The sequence below is a fragment of the Streptomyces sp. NPDC007164 genome (assembly GCF_040634135.1).
Classification (GTDB): Bacteria; Actinomycetota; Actinomycetes; order Streptomycetales; family Streptomycetaceae; genus Streptomyces; species Streptomyces sanglieri.
This window is the reverse complement of the sequence record NZ_JBEYFB010000040.1, coordinates 35282-50791: the sequence shown is the minus strand read 5'-3', so window position 1 is coordinate 50791 and position 15510 is coordinate 35282. Positions and strand designations below refer to the sequence as shown.

At 69.9% G+C, this 15510-nt stretch carries 9 protein-coding genes and 2 pseudogenes; 1 reads left to right on the top strand and 10 read right to left on the bottom strand.

Features of this window, described 5'->3' with window-relative positions; translation table 11 throughout:
* Positions 1 to 109 precede the first annotated feature (109 nt).
* A complete protein-coding gene (locus ABZ622_RS33040) occupies positions 110 to 2548 on the bottom strand; it encodes a polysaccharide lyase 8 family protein (protein ID WP_360549551.1) in 2439 nt (812 codons plus the stop codon).
* Positions 2549 to 2885: 337 nt separating this feature from the next.
* A complete protein-coding gene (locus ABZ622_RS33035; protein WP_360549549.1) occupies positions 2886 to 5483 on the bottom strand; it encodes a SpoIIE family protein phosphatase in 2598 nt (865 codons plus the stop codon).
* 215 nt (positions 5484 to 5698) lie between these two features.
* On the opposite strand from ABZ622_RS33035, the gene ABZ622_RS33030 reads away from it, so the two are divergent.
* A complete protein-coding gene (locus ABZ622_RS33030) occupies positions 5699 to 6658 on the top strand; it encodes a metallophosphoesterase (RefSeq protein WP_360549547.1) in 960 nt (319 codons plus the stop codon).
* On the opposite strand, the gene ABZ622_RS33025 is transcribed toward ABZ622_RS33030, so the two are convergent.
* The 8 genes and pseudogenes from ABZ622_RS33025 to ABZ622_RS32990 form a co-directional block, all read right to left on the bottom strand.
* Complete coding sequence (locus tag ABZ622_RS33025) at positions 6636 to 7001, bottom strand: VOC family protein (RefSeq protein ID WP_360549545.1); 366 nt, start codon at positions 6999 to 7001, stop codon at positions 6636 to 6638. The two genes, ABZ622_RS33030 and ABZ622_RS33025, sit on opposite strands and share 23 nt — an antisense overlap.
* Positions 7002 to 7061: 60 nt before the next feature.
* Positions 7062 to 7419, bottom strand: a pseudogene (locus ABZ622_RS33020) (glycosyltransferase family 2 protein); the annotation flags it as partial.
* A gap of 377 nt (positions 7420 to 7796) precedes the next feature.
* Positions 7797 to 8489: a hypothetical protein gene (locus tag ABZ622_RS33015; protein WP_360549543.1), complete on the bottom strand. Its 693-nt coding sequence runs from the start codon at positions 8487 to 8489 to the stop codon at positions 7797 to 7799.
* Positions 8490 to 8829: 340 nt separating this feature from the next.
* A complete protein-coding gene (locus ABZ622_RS33010) occupies positions 8830 to 9180 on the bottom strand; it encodes a hypothetical protein (RefSeq protein ID WP_360549541.1) in 351 nt (116 codons plus the stop codon).
* Between the two features lie 17 nt (positions 9181 to 9197).
* Complete coding sequence (locus ABZ622_RS33005; protein ID WP_360549539.1) at positions 9198 to 13820, bottom strand: putative T7SS-secreted protein; 4623 nt, start codon at positions 13818 to 13820, stop codon at positions 9198 to 9200.
* A complete protein-coding gene (locus ABZ622_RS33000) occupies positions 13820 to 14422 on the bottom strand; it encodes a hypothetical protein (RefSeq protein WP_360549537.1) in 603 nt (200 codons plus the stop codon). Before ABZ622_RS33000 ends, ABZ622_RS33005 begins: the two co-directional genes overlap by 1 nt.
* Complete coding sequence (locus ABZ622_RS32995) at positions 14419 to 14904, bottom strand: SseB family protein (RefSeq protein ID WP_360549535.1); 486 nt, start codon at positions 14902 to 14904, stop codon at positions 14419 to 14421. The genes ABZ622_RS33000 and ABZ622_RS32995 overlap by 4 nt, the downstream gene beginning before the upstream one ends.
* Positions 14905 to 14994: 90 nt before the next feature.
* A pseudogene (locus ABZ622_RS32990) lies at positions 14995 to 15401 on the bottom strand (leucine zipper domain-containing protein); the annotation flags it as partial.
* Positions 15402 to 15510 lie beyond the last annotated feature (109 nt).

The window sequence follows — 15510 nt, the reverse complement described above, 5'->3', positions numbered from 1 at the left end:
CGCCCGTGGTCACCGCACGCGGCCCGTGGTCACCGCACGCGGCCCGTGGTCACCGCACGCGGCCCGTGGTCACCGCACGCGGCCCGTGGTCACCGCACGCGGCCCGTGGTCACCGCACCCGCACGCGCACCGTGTGCGTGGCGCCCCGGCTGCTGCTCAGGTCGCCGAAGGTCACCGTCACCGAGGAACCGGTCCGGACGCCGGTGACCGACTCCGCCTTGGACAGGACCGACTTGACGTGCCGCCGCCAGGTGAGGGTCAGGCCCGTGACGGTACGGGACGGGTCGGCGACACAGATCGTGGCGGTGCCGTCGCGCTTCTCGTGGATCTGTACGCAGACCGGGGCGCTCGCCGTGACCTTGCCCGCCGTGCCCGCCGCCCAGAAGTTGACGCCGGTGAAGCCGAGGGAGGGAACGCTGATGCCGCTGCGCCCGGCGTCATTGGCGAGGATCCGCAGCCAGCCGGTGTCCGCGGCGCGGGCGGCGGTGCGCCCGCTGCTCGCGCCCGGCAGCAGGATGTACGCGTAGGAGCTGTCCGCCGGGTCGGTGCCGTGGTCCTGCCAGAGGGTCACGTACCGGCGGGTCTCGGCCGTGCCGGTCCCGCCGTCGTTGATGTCCTTCCAGGCACCGGTGCGTTCCTCGCGCAGTGCGTGCAGCTCGGTGCCGCCGGGGAAGACGTAGCCGGCGTGCCGGTCGAGGTGGGCCCAGGTGGTGGTGCGGGTGGTGGTCCAGCCCTGGGTGGTGGGCTGGGCCCTGCCGTCGAGCAGCAGCCGCGGTGTGCCGCTCGCGCCGAGGCTGCGGTTGTCGACGACCGTCTCGACGCCCGCGCCGTCGGTGGAGGTGATGCCGGAGCCGAGGCAGACCACGCAGTCGTCCAGCCAGAACCACGACTTGCGGGCGTGCATCGTGCTCGCCAGGCCCTGGAGGTGCTGGCCGGTGGTGCCGAACTCGCCGTCGCCGGTGCCGCCGACCCACTTCGTGCCCGGCTTCGGGTTGGCCCAGGCGCCGCCCTGCCCGTCGGCGAGCTTCTTCCGGGAGACGGTGGTGCCGGGCAGCCGGTACGGGTCGACGGTCGGCCAGTACGCGTCCGAGTACTGCTCCAGACCCGCGCCGTCGCCCCACCACTGGAGCCAGCCCGCGCCGGTGTGCCAGCCGCGCTTGTTCTCCCCGTTGCCGAATTCGTAGTGGGCGATCCGCTCGGAGGCCATCGAGAGACCGGCGCCCCAGCCGCGGCGGCGGTGGGTGGCCCGGTCCATGTTGTGGAAGACGTGGTGCGCGGACGGCTCCGGGGACGCGGTGACGGACGTGTCGTCAAACAGCGCCTGCAACCGCGCGGTGTTGACCAGGCTCAGGGAGCCGGACTTCAGCGCCGGGGCGTAGTGGTCGCGCTTCAGCCAGCCCTTGACCATGGCGCGCCAGCGGGCGTTCTCCTCGGGGCCGGCGCCCATGCCGAGCAGCACGATGGAGGCCATCACACCGTGGGCGCGGGTGTGATCGCTGGAGCCGACGCGGGTGATGCCGCGGCCCGAGACGTTGTCCATCATCAGGCCGTCGTAGATGAACGGGGCGATGGCCGCGTCGATCGTGTCGAGGAACTGCTTGCTGCCCGGATCGGTGATCTCCCAGGTCGAGCCGCGCAGCAGGGCGAAGAGCCTGCCGAGACCGTCGTTGAGGACCGCGCCGTAACCACCGATGTACGGGATGGAGGTGTGCTGGACGAACGAGCCGTCCGGGTAGAAGCCGTCACCGGTCGTGACGTATGGGAAGACCGGCGAGAGCGCGGCGACCGCCCGCGCGATCTTGGCGGTGTTCGCGCCGACGATGCCGCGCAGGATCATGCCCCGGCACAGGTCGACGCGGTTGGCCCCGGTGCTGGTGCCGGTGTACGAGTCGACGGCGGAGTCGGGCAGGAACTTGTCCACGGCCTTGCAGTAGGCGGCGCGTTGGGCGTCCGACAGGGCGTCGTACAGCAGCACACAGGTGTCCATGAGGGCCTGGGGCGCGCCGATCTGCCAGTTCCACCAGTTCCCGTAACGGGTGGTCGTCTCGTTGAAGACATCGGCGTACAGATGGTCGAGGCCGGTGATGACCGCGTCCCTGAGGCCGGTGTCGCCGGTGAGCCCGGTGCCCGGCTGGGAGTACGCCTCCGCCATGGTGCGCAGCCGGTTGTAACTGGTGTTCATGTTGGCGGAGAAGCCGAACGACTCGGTGTCGGTGTCCGGTTCGGGGTCGAGATGGACCAGGTCCGGCCAGAGGGAGCCGGGCGCGGGGACCATCGTGGAACGGAAACCGCTTGCCTGGGTACCGAGCTCGGCGAGCTTCGACTTGAAGGGCTCGGCGGTCGGGCTGAAGCCGGTTCCCAGGTACAGATCGCGCCACTTCGCCCGCAGGGCGGCGAACTCGTCGGCGGCGTCGGCGGCAGTGGCGGAGGCGGCGGAAGCCGGGAGGGCGGCGGGGCCGGAGGCGGACGCGGCGGTCGGCAGGCCGAGGGCGAGCGCCGCACCGCCGCCGGTGGCCAGCAGGGCACGACGGGACCAGGCAGTTGTCATCGAAGCTCCGGGGGAGAGTGAGCCAGTGCGGGAATGCCAGCGTGGTAAGCGTTTTCTAGCATGGGGGCGTTGGGGTACTCAAGGGTTCGTCAGGGTCGCCGTACGGTCCGGCGGGAGCGATGCGCTCCGGGCCGTATGCGCCGAGGGAAGCCGTCTGCCGGGTGGGCCGGGCGTCGGAATCCGGCAACCTGCCGCCGGGGTACGGGAGTTCAGCGAACCGATGCGGAGGCGGTGGGAAGCGGGCCGACGCGGCGGGAAGCGGATCGTCCGGTTCGGGCGGGCGCGCGGCCGTTTCGGCGGGTTCGGAGGTGCGGGCCGGTTCGGAGGTGCGGGCGGATCAGATGGCGGGAGCGTCCGGGGCGTCCGGGGCGTCCGGGGCATCCGGAGTATCCGGAATCGGCTGTTCGGCCCAGATTGTCTTGCCGCGCCGGGTGTAACGGCTGCCCCAGCGCGTGGTGAGCTGCGCGACCAGATACAGGCCGCGGCCGCCCTCGTCCGTGAGCAGGGCCCGGCGCATGCGGGGCTGCGTGGCGCTGGGGTCGGAGACCTCGCAGGTCAGCTGAGCCGCGCGGATCAGCCGCACCTCGACCGGGCCGCCGGCATGGCGGATGGCGTTGGTGACCAGCTCGCTCAGCACCAGCTCGGTGGTGAAGACGAGCTCCTCCAGCCCCCAGGCGTGCAACTGCTGTGCCGCGTCCTGCCTGAGCTGGGCGACGGCGGCCGGGTCGGCGGCCACGGGCCAGACAGCCGTGTTGCCGGCCGGTACCGCATGGGTGCGGGCGAGCAACAGGGTCACGTCGTCGGCGAGTTGGTGCGCGGGCCGGGCGGAGATGATCTCCTGGCCGAGCTCGCGCAACGGTGCGGTGGCGGCGCCGGGGCGGGCCAGCCGACGGCTCAGCTCCGCCATGCCCTCGTCGAGGTCGCTGTCGCGTCCCTCGATCAGCCCGTCGGTGTAGAGCACGAGCAGGCTGCCGGGCGCCAGTTCCACCTCGGTCACCTCGAAGGGCAGACCGTTGACGCCCAGTGGCGGCCCGGGGTTGAGGGGCACGTACGAGACGGTCCCGTCCGGATCCACGACGGCGGGCGGGGGGTGTCCGGCGGAGACCATCGCGCAGTGCCGGGAGACCGGGTCGTAGACGGCGTACAGGCAGGTGGCGCCGACCGGATCGGCCCGGAGATCGCCGGGTGCCCCGTCTTCGTCCGGCCGGGTGACGGGGCTGGGCCGATCGGGTCCGCCGGCCCCGGGGGCCTCACCCGGCCCACCGGACCCGCCCGGCCCACCGGACCCGCCCGGCCCACCGGATTCCCACGGTCCACCGGATTCCCCCGATCCGTCCAGGTCGTCCAGGTCGTCCAGGCCGTCCAGGCCGTCCAGGTCGTCCGGTCCGTCGGGCTGGTTGGGTTCGTCGCGGAGCTGAGAGACCAGGTCGTCGAGGTGCACCATCAGCTCGTCCGGCTCCAGATCGAGGTCGGCGAGGGTGCGGACGGCGGTACGGAGCCGCCCCATGGTGGCGGTGGCCCCCAGTCCGTGGCCGACCACGTCCCCGGCGACCAGGGCGACCCGGGCGGAGGACAGCGGGATCACGTCGAACCAGTCGCCGCCGACGCCGGTCGCGGTATCGGCCGGCAGGTAGAAGCCGGAGGTGGTCACGGCGACGGTCTCGGCCTGTGCGGGCGGCAGCAGACTGCGTTGCAGGCCGACGGCGGCCCGGTGTTCCCGGGTGTAGCGGCGGGCGTTGTCCAGGGCGAGGGCCGCGCGGGCGGCGACCTCGCACAGGAGGTCCAGGTCGGCCGGTGCGTAGTCCCGCCGGTCGGGGCCGCGCCGTACGGTCACCCGGCCCAGGAAGCTGCCCCGGGCCCGCAACGGGGCGGTCATCGACGAGGGAGAGCAGCCGACGGACGGGGCGGAGCCGGCATCGGCCGGGACCACGGTGCCGGTCGGCACCTCCCCGGCCCGTTCCCCGGCCGCCGCGGTCAGCCGGAGCGGCACCGTCCCGTCCTCGCCGGGAGCCGGTTCCTCGCCCGTGAACACCGCCCGGGCGATCTCCACCACGGCGAGGTCGGCCAGTCCGGGCACCAGCACGGCGGCCAGCTCCTCGCCGGTGCCGGTGACGGACAGCGATCCGCCGACGGCCGCGGTGGCGGAATGCAGAAACGCCAGCCGCTCGTCGGACCGGCGCTGCTCGGTGACGTCCGTGAACAGCGCGGTGACGCCGAAGACCTGCCCGTCCGGTGCCTGGAGCCGGAACGCCGAGACGGCCATCACCACCCCGCCGCCCGGATCCTCGATGGTCCGTACGGTGTCCTCCGCCAGGATCAGCGGCCGGCCGGTCCGCAGCACCTCGCGCAGCCGCCGTTCGATCGCCGCCGCGTCCGGCGCCTGGAGGAAGTCCCCCAGGCGCCGGTTGCGCAGGTCGGGCAGGAGGCCGGTGTACGGCAGCAGATGGGTGTTGGTCCTGACCAGCCGGAGCTCCGCGTCGAACACGGCGAGACCCAGCCGGTCCTGAAGGAAGAGTTCCCGGGTGAACGCCTGGTCCTGCCGCCACCGGGCGACCTTCCCGGCGGGCGCCCCGAGCACGAAGTACCGGGCCGGGCCCCCGGCCCCCTCGGCGCCGGCACCGGTGCCGGGCCCCGCCAGCGGGAGGACCTGGAAGACGACGGTCAGCTCCTCGCCCCGGCCGGTACGCACCACCGCCTCGCCCGACCAGGCGCTCACCGGCCACCCGCCCGGCGGTCCGGGCAGGCCGGCCGGATCCGCGAGAAGCTCCCGGGCGGGACGGCCGCAGACACGGTCGGCGGGGAGCGAGAGGAGCTCCTGGGCCGCGGGTGTCCAGCCGATGACCACCCCGTCCGCGTCGAGCAGGGCCCCGGCCGCGCTGTCCGCGAACGGGAGCCCGTTGTGGCCGGGGGCGCCCGGAAGGGTCTTGCGGTCCACCTCGTTCTCAGCTCCCTCTCGCCGCCTGCCGACGGTCCCGCGCCGGGTCCACGGACGCCTCCATCATCCCTCCGCCGGCTCCGGCCGCCAGTCCCGCAACCCGTCCGGTCCGGGCGCGCCCCGGCCGGACGGGTTGCCGACAGGACCCATGGCACGGTCCGTGGTGGGGCACTATTTCGTTCGGCCCTCCGTTCAGTCTTCCGCTCAGTCACTCCGTGGGAAGGTTCAGCGTTTTGTCCGATCGCACCGATGGAAGCCGCGGTTCCCTGCTGGCGGTGAGCGACCTCCACGTGGGCATGGCGGAAAACCGCCCCCTCGTCGAGTCGTTGCGGCCCGATTCGGACGAGGACTGGCTGATCGTCGCCGGTGATGTCGCCGAGCGGATCGCGGACGTGGAATGGGCGTTGCGGCTGCTCGCGGACCGGTTCTCACGAGTCGTCTGGGCCCCGGGGAACCACGAGTTGTGGACGCCCGAGCACGATCCGGTCCGACTGCGGGGCCAGGAGCGGTACGAGCACCTGGTCGAGCTCTGCCGGAGCCTCGGGGTGGCCACTCCGGAGGATCCGTACCCGTTGTGGCCCGGACCCGACGGTCCGGTGGCCGTCGCACCGGTGTTCCTGCTGTACGACTACAGCTTCCGGGCGCCGGGCACGACGACCAAGGAGGAGTCCCTGGCGTACGCGCACCGGACGGGGGTGGTGTGCACCGACGAGTTCCTGCTGCACCCGGACCCGTACCCGAGCCGCGACGCCTGGTGCCGGGCGCGGGTGGCGCGGACGCAGGAGCGCCTGGCGGCGCACGATCCGGGGATTCCGCTGGTCATCGCCGGTCACTGGCCGCTGGTGCGCGAACCGATGGACGTCCTGTGGTACCCCGAGTTCGCCCAGTGGTGCGGCACCCGACTCACCGCCGACTGGCACCGGCGGTTCAACGTGGCGGCGGTGGTCTACGGACATCTGCACATACCCCGGACGACCTGGTACGACGGAGTGCGCTTCGAAGAGGTCTCCATCGGATACCCGAGGGAATGGCGCAAGCGAGGCCACCCCAGGGGCCTGCTGCGGCGGATCCTCCCGTACGACGGCCCCGGCCACGACCGCAACGGCGCCGACCGCAACGGCGCCGAAGGCGACGCCATCGGGCAACGGTCCGTCAGCGATGGCCCAGCACGTTGACGACCTGACCGTTCGGGTCGCGGACGAAGAAGCGGCGTACGCCCCATTCCTCGTCGCGCAGCGGGTACACGATCTCCGCGCCGCTCTCCCGCATGGCCGCGTGCACCGCGTCCACGTCCTCCACCTCGATGCTCAGGTCCGGCGTGACCGGGGCGGTCGCGTCGGATCCCATGATGCTGAGCTGGACCGTGGGGTCGGACGCGGAGGCGAGCGTCATGATCCAGCCGTGGTTCATGACCTCCCGCAGGCCCAGCCGACCGTAGAACTCCGCGCTCCGCTCCATCCCTTCGGCGGTGGGCCCATCGGCGGTCCGGATGTTGGGGACGACTCTGCGGACGGACATCGGCAACTCCTGTCGCGGGACTGGCTCCGTGCCGCCCGGCACCGGTGGACCCGACGTGGATCAGATGACCGGCGGCCGTCCCAGTTTCGTCATCTGCCACACCGTGCGCCACCGCATCGGCTGCCTTCGCCCGCACGGGGTACGGACACCCTCGGCGAAGCCGCCGGCCCAGGCGCGCAGACCCGTCGCCGACCGGGTGCGGGCCACGGTGAGGAGGGTCCAGGTGCCCAGGTAGGCGGGGACCAGGGGGAGGGGCAGGTTCCGGCGGGCCAGCCAGACCCGGTTGCGGGCCGTCATCCGGTAGTAGACGGAGTGCCTGGCCGGGGAGGTCTTGGGGTGCTGAAGCAGCAGATCGGGGCTCGTAGAGGATCTTCCAGCCCGCGTCGAGCGCCCGCCAGGACAGGTCCGTCTTCTCGTGTTCTCCTCCCTCGGAGCGCTACACATGCGGCTTGACGTGGGATGACACGTCACAGGCACGTATGGGAGGCGGTGAAAGGGCGACATCGCGCGACGCTTACCCGCGTCAAATGAGCGTCACGGTCGAGACCGGCCTGATTTGCCGAAGCAGCCACTGTCGCCAGAAGGCTGGGCCTACGACAGCGCGACAGGGGGCCCGCCGACTAGCGCGAGGCAACACCGAAAGTGTCCTTGATCGGCCGGACCAGTCCCACACCCAGCAGCAGGCGGCCAGCCACCGGTCTCAGCGAAGATATGGAGCTACGCGACCAACAACCGGCGAAGTCCACGAAACGTGGCCTACAGCGCCAAGTTCGCCTCAGCTTATTCGGCTGTCCGTCACCAGTTTCGATGGTCCTCCACAAGGTTGGCGATGAGCGCGAGCAGCGCGTCGGCCCGGGAACGGTCCTCGTGCTGAGTGCGCAGGGCCTGGTCGGCGGCCCTGAGCCGGGCCAGGGCGGCCGGTTCGCCGTCCATCACGTCGTCGATCAACGGCTCAGTGATCAGGTTCAGGCACTCGGTGAGCAGCCGCCGGGTAGCGGGGAACGGCGGGTTGGGGTCGGGGGCTGCGAATGCCTGAGCCAGGTAACGCGCCGGATCCGTGAGACTCCAGCCGACGACGGTGCCGTGCTGGACGAGGAGGGCCACATCGGGGGCAATGCCGATGCGGGCCTCCAGCGGCTCGTTGAGGACGTCGCGGTCGCGCAGACCGGTCAGCACGGTGTCCCCAGGAGTGCGGCACAGCACCTCGCACATCTCCAGCCGGAAGTCCCGGACCTCGTCCGCGCGGAGCCCACCCTGGCGTACTGCGGGCAGGGAGGTGACGCGGGCGGTGTCCTCGGCGGAAGCGGACTCTCCCGGCATTTGGAACTCGGCACCGGTTAGCCTCCGGCTGTTCGGGTCGAACCAGAGGACGTCGAGTGTTTCCCACAACTGTTCCTGGCTGCCGAAAGTGGCCATGAGAAACCGCTCACGCTCCTCCACGCCAGTGAAGCGCGCGATGTCTACGGAGTTGTCCGAGAAGCGGGGCATGATGGGCAGCGGATCGGCTGTCACTGTTGCGTGCCAGTCGTTACCGAAGGTCAGACGCATCTCCTCCCCCCACCGGGCGCGGGAGATACCGCCAGAGCGCCAAACGGGCGTCCCAGGCGGACAGGGCCTATCCATCGGGATAGCTGCCCCGGAGTCGTCGCTCGATCAGGGTGAACCCGCCGTTGACAACGTACGCACGCGCGTCGACCAGGCCCCGGCGGAGCCCAGACAGCCTGGCCTGCCTTCTTCAGTACCGCCGACGATGCGAACTACGGTGGGTCCTGGCCAGCTCGCTCAACCAAGGCAGGCGCCTCACCTTCAGGTTGGCGCGAGTCCACGCTCAGTCTGCCGTGCCGTTGCCCGCCCCCGCGATGCGCGGGGCAAATTCCTCCATGTACTCGCGGTGTTCCACGTGGATCAGGGATTCCGGGATTTCCCCCAGGGGTGAGAGATCGACACCGTCGAGCTTCCCGCATCCGTCGAGATCGGTCAGCGCATGCAAGAGCGCCTCCAGGGCCACCCGGGATTCCTCGTGCGGGGCCAGCATGGCGATCAGGTCCCCTGTCACTCTGGCTTGGGTGCCGGAGAGCAGGTTCACGAAGTCCTGAACGCGATCGCTCGCCTCCGTACGCACCGCTTCGTCGGGACTCAGAAGGTCTCGGAGGAAGTCGACATAATATTCACTTTCCATACGTCCCGTCTTCCAGTTCAGTGCGGGTACGGCACCGGCAGATGGCTAGGCCACGGAATGTGGGTGTCGTTGATCGCCGCCTCATTGTAGTTCGGACTGTTCGGGTTTCCGATCTTCGCGTGGTAAAGCTTGCCTGCCTCGTCCTGGAACTGGTGCCCGATCTGGATGCGGTAGATAGGGCCGCTGCTGGCGTTGGGGCCGGCGTGTGGGCCGAGGTCGGGCCCGTGGACGCGCATACGCACCGTCTTACCCGTGACATCGTCCGTCCACTTCCACTTGATGCCGTGCTCGACACCGCCCGGGATCGGCTTCCAAGGTTCCTGAACGGCGTCCTTCGGGATGATGCTCAGCGGGTTTGCATCCCCTCTGAGGTCCCAGCCTCCACCCTGGATCCGGGGTGGACATGGACCGAGCCCGAGCGGATCACTCCACGCGTGTGGGTTGTGGACGTACGTGACCGGGTTGTCTGCCGGCGTCAGGCCCAAGGGGTCCGGGGTGAGGTAGCGGGCCGACTCCGGGTCGTAGTAGCGGAAGAAGTTGTAGTGGAGTTCCGATTCGCGGTCGAAGTACTGGCCCGGGAAGCGGAGCGGGGTGTACGCCGTGGCATCGCGGGTCCAGCTGGTAATGCCCCAGAGGGTGGTGCGCGCGCGCCAGGCCAAGGCGCCCGATTCGTCGACGAGTTCCGTCGGGGTGCCGATCAGGTCCGTGACGATGGCGAAGAAGCGGTCGTCGGTGGAGCCGTGGCGACGTTCCGTCTGGGTCAGGGGGCGCAAGCCGGCGTAGTCCCATGTGAGGGTCGTGCCCTCTGTCATCTGCTCGCAGAGGGTCGCGCCGTCCCAGGTGAAGTGGACTGTCTCCAAAGGGGATTGTTTGGATATTCGGCGGCCCAAAGGGTCGTATGTGTACCGCCAGACCGTGCCATCAGGCGTCGCCACCGACGTCAGGTGGTCCTCGGCGTCCCACGCGTAGCGCCAGGTTTCCGCCTTTCGCGAGAGCCGGATCTTCTGGCGCAGGACGGTACGGCCCTGGGCGTCGTGCTCGGAGCGGACGGAGCCTGCGCGAGTGATACTCGTGCCGGTGTATGTGCGGGGGCCGACCGACTCATGTGACGGGTGGGTAGAAGGCCAGGAAGCCTCCGCCTGATTGCCCACCGCGTCGTAGGCGTACCTCTCCATCCACCCAATCGCGTGTACGGCCGTCACGCGACCTGCTGAGTCCAGGTCGAAGCGGCGAGCGCCGGAGAGCGCGTCGGCGGTGCCGACGAGGTTGCCGTCGGGACGGTAGGCGTACGCCCGGTGCTGGAGACGACGGCCATCTCCCGCGCTGATCTCTTGGGCCGTGAGACGACCCATCTCGTCGAACGACGAGGTCAGAGACGCGAAGCCGCCCACCGTACGGGATGTTTCGCGGCCCAGCGCGTCGTGCGCGAAGGTGAGTGTCCGGCCGGAGGCGGTCAGTGAGGCCCGGCGGCCCGCCGCGTCGTACAACCAACTGCTCGCCGCCCCGCCCGGGGTCGTCCGGCCCGTTCGCCTGCCCAGTGCATCGTGGGTGAAGGAGAGCGTACGGCCGTTCACCGTCTCGGACTTGAGGCGGCCGAAGCGGTCCCGCAGCCGTACCAGCGTCGCGTCCGGTCCGGTGGCCGCCGCCAGCTCGTCGAAGACATCGTACTCAAACGCCGTGACCGCGCCTGCGGCGTCCTTGCGAACCACTTGGCCGAGTGCATTGTGCTCGTACGTGACGGTCTGGGCCTGCGCGTTTGTACGGGACGTCAGACGCCCGGCCGCGTCGTACGCGTAGGTCAGTGTTCGGTCGTCGAAGTCAGTCTCTGCGACCAGGCGGCCTGCCGGGTCGTACGCGTACGACCACGCCAGCGCCTGCGGGTTGGTCACCTCCGTCAGGCGCAGGTTCGTATCGTGGGCGAACTCGTACCGCACGCCGTGCGGGCCCGTGCGAGCCGTCAGCAGGTCGAAGACCGTGTACTCGAAGCGGGTCGCAGCGCCCACGGCGTCCGTGTGGGAAAGGCAGTTGCCTTCGCCGTCGTACGTCCACACCTGCGTGCTGCCGTCGGGCTCGATACGACGGGCGAGCTTGCCTTCGACGGTCCACTCCAGCCGCGTGACGGCGCCCAACGGATCGGTGATGGATACGGGTCGGCCGAATGCGTCGCGCTCGTACCGTGTGACTGCCCCCAGCGGATCGGTGATGCTGAGGGGGAGGTCGGCCTTGTCGGAGGCGACCATCGAGGTGTGCCCGAGTGGATCCGTGACGGAGGTGAGCGCGCCTGTGTCGTCGTAGGTGAACGCGGTGGTCGCGCCAGATGATTCCGATATCGATGTGCGGTTGCCGCGCCCGTCGAAGGACTGGCGCGTGACATTGCCGTCTGTGCCGATGATGCGTGTCGGGAGCCCGAGTTCGTTGTACTCGGTTCGCGTCTGCCGTCCGTCCGGGCGCTCCACCACCGTTGCACGACCGTGCTCGTCATAGGTGGAGCGAGCGATGTGGCTCAGCGGGTCCGTGACGGACAGCAGTCGGTGGTGGCGGTCGTGCTCGTAGCGGGTGACCGCGCCCAGGGGGTCGATTTCAGCGACGACCTGGGAGCGGTCGTTGATCACATAGCGTGTGGTGTGGCCGAGGCCGTCGGTCATGGACGTCATGCGCAGGCCGGTGTGGGGGTCGGTGTCGTCCCAGGTGAAGCGTGCTTCGAGGTGTCCGTTGGTGCCGGCCTGGTGCACGCAGCGGTCGTGTTCGTCGTAGACGTACTCGTAGCGGCTGCCGTTGGTGTCCGTCCATGAGGTGATGCGGCCCTGTTCGTCGCAGCCGAAGCGCAGGGGTTTGCCCGATGAGTTGGTGACTTCGGTGAGGTGGCCGTCGGTGTAGCCGTAGCGGAGGATCTCCTGGTCGGTGCCGTCCGGTGCGGCGCCCGCCAGGTGGAGGGCGGTGATCCTCCCGTCGTTCGTGGTGAGTTTCAGGTGGTAGCCGCCGTGGTGGACGATCGAAGTCGGGGCGCCTGTCTCGTCGTACTCGAAGGTGATCCACCGGTTGTTGCGGTCGTCGATCTGGACGAGGAGTGCCAGCTCGCCGTTGGGTTGGTCGACGAAGTGCCGGACGTGGCCGGTCTCCGGGTCGGTGACGGTGTAGCCGCCGTCCACCCGGTCCAAAGGCCACCGCCGACCATGTGTGGGCATGACGGGAACGCCGGGCGCTGGATGCGGATAGGCCAGCAGGCTGCCCTCATTGCAGCTGAACACCACGCCTTCCGCGTCGATCTCCAGGCGCTGATCGACTGTGCTCGACCAGCCGGATCCGAACCAGCGGCCGGCCCGATACGAAGAGTCGAAGACGCGCTCGAAGACCAGGGGCAGCGATCCCGGCAGCACGATGTCCGTCTGCGGGAGCAGCATGCGCCCGGTCGCGACGTCGATGGGGTCTCCGGCGCACTTGACCTTGCTGCACTGCTGGGAGTTGGAGTCGGGGTTCTCCTCGTGTCCGTGCCGGTTCTTGCCCTTCCGGCGTTCGAGGAGGTCCTTCATCCCGGCGCGCAGGCCGCCCTTGGTCAGGCCGCCGCCCTTGGTGCCGATCATTTCGGGTGCGAGGCGGCCGGTGAATTCGGAGGGGTCGTCCTTGAAGGAGTCCCAGGCGTTCTTGAGGGCCCGGTCGGGGTCGGCTCCGGTGGAGACGAGGCCGGCGAGTGTCATGTGGACGCCCGTGAAGTAGTCGGCCGGGTGGGTCAGGTTGTAGGGGTCCGTCGGGTTGACCGAGCGGATGAAGTTGACCAGCCCCGCGCCGCCTTTGACGATCCCGCCGCTGAAGTGGGCGAGCTCGATGCCCTGTCCCAAAGCGTGGTCGTAGGCCTCCCGCTTGAGGCGGTCCAGGCCGGCGGGTTCCTTCGGTGCGTGCGCCATCGCCGCGGTGACCGCGCCCTTGGCCGTCTCGGCCGCCTCGTTGCGCGTCTGCCGCGCAAGCTGCAGCAGATCCTGCGCAAGTTGCCGCTTGGCCAGCCCCGGATCGGAGAACTTCCCCGGATGCGGCAGCGGATGGTCGGTGTTGCGGACCGCGTTGTACGCCTCCGCCCTCTGCTGGAACTCGGCGGCAGCCGTCTCGTAGTCCTGCTTGCCCTCCTTGTACAGGGCGATGGCCTCCTGGGCCTTGCCCTGAGCACCGGCCACCGTCCGCGCGTACGTCTCCAGCGCCCTGGCCGCGTCCTCGAACGCGTCCGCCGCACGCAGCCAGTCGGTCGGCAGGGTCTCGAAATACCTCCGGAACACATCGGCGGCCTCCCCCTTCCAGTGGCCGGAGTCGAGCCTCTTCATCCCGCCCCCGACGAGATCGAACGCCCGCTGGAAGTCCCGGAGGTTCTTCACCGTGGCAGCGATCTTCTCCGGCTTGCCGTGGATCAGCTCGTCCGCTTCCTCACTCTGCCCGAGCTGCTTCTCACTGACTTCCGCCCCCAGCGAGGACGCGGTCTCATCCCCCCAGTCCTCGACCTCGTCGGCCCAGCCGTGCGCCCCGACCTTGTCGAGACCCGCACCCAGCATGTCGGTGCCGGTGTCGACGACCTCGCCGGCGAACTCCTTGCCCTTGTCGAGCAGATGACCGGCGCCGTCGACCAGCCCGTCCCCGAGCCTCCCCCAGTCCACCATCAGTCCCCCTGCCCCCGCTCCGACCGCTCGGCCTCAGCAACCGCCTCCCGTAATCCCGGATCCACCGTCCAGGCGTTCCCCGTGGGGTCCGGCCCCCCGATCCCCATCTCGGCACCGGTGTCCCGCCACACCTGGCTGACCTCCTCGGACGCCGTCAGCGCCGACTCCGCGCTGAAGTCCGGGTTGTCGTACATCGACTGGCTCCGGACCGTGTCCCAGCTCATCTCCTTGACCTCGTCCTCGGACAGGTGCGGATTCCCGTTCAGCGAATTCACACCGATCTTGAACGAATCCTTGACGTACTGCTCATGCTCCGCGAACGAACCCGCCGACAACCCGACCCCCACAGCGAACTTGTTGCCCTTCTGCGTCAGAGCCCGCACACCCCACTCCCAACGCTCACAGAACGTCTCGAACTCCGCCGCGAGGTCGCCGTGACCCAACTCCATCCCCGACAAGCCGAGATCCGAAAAACCACGACCCGCCGAGGCCTCACCGACCATCCCGAGATCCTTCAGCTCGGCATGCGCCAGATCGATCCCCTTCGCAATCGCGGCCAACGCCTCAGGCGGCACACGAAGATCGGAACCGTCCCCACTCACTCCACACCTCCGAGGTCCACCGCCACCGAATCCGGCACGATCCCCACCACCGGCGGGAACAACATGCCGTCCTCACTGCCCGCATCCAGCGCCACCCCCGCCGGCCCCGGCAACAACGGCACCATCACATCCAGCAACCGCGCACCCAACACCGTCCGGTACACCCACTCCCGCGCCGCATCCCCCCGAGCCCGCGCAAACCGGGCCAGCGCCTCCTCGTCCGAGAACGCACAGATCCAGCGGACCCCGTTCTGCTCCGCCGACCACAGATCCCCCGCCGCATCCAGCGGCACCAGCACCGCCGTGCGACGGAACTCGCCGAGCAGCACCGCGAACTCCCGCCGAGCCGCCGCTGCCCGGTCTCCCTCCAGCGTCACGGCAGGGGCCGGCTCCAGCACCTCACGCAGTGCCGCTGGGCCTTCATGAGCAGGCCAATCGGCCAAGTCAGCGATCCTCGAACGCCGGGCAGGCGGCTCTGTCATGTCATCCCGATATCGAACACGCGCCGAATGCTGTCACGGCGCACTTCCCTGGAGCAACGAACAAAATTGGCCAGCCAGCCGTGGTCCGGGACCCGACTTCTTGACATCGATGTGGACCCGTTCGGCGGGCCGGGCGCGTTCGTCGCAGCGAACGGGCTCGCCGGTGGCCCGGTCCAGTACGGCAAGGACGGGCAGGCCGTGACGGTGCAGGATCCGGTGAGCGGTGGAGGCGGCGACGCCGGCGCGGGCCGTCAGCCGCAGCGGGCCGATGCGGTGTTCGCGCCACTGACGGATGATCTGTTCCTCAATGGCGACGGGCGTGCGCAGAGGCTGGTGGTGTGGGCGACTGGAGCAGTCCTCCATGCCTGCCGGGCCGTGTGCTCGGCAGCGGCCGGCCCACCGGGCCGCGGTGGTGTGGCTGACTTGGAAACGTTCTGCGGCCCCCGCAGTGGCCAGCCGTCTTCCATGACTTTCCAGGAAACGTCACTGGCCTCCATCCCCTGACCGACCGCGAGATCGAACCGGTCACGCTGACCACCGGCCTGGGGCCGATTCTGAACGCATCCTGACCGCGACACCGTCGCCTGCCTCATCCGCCTGACCATT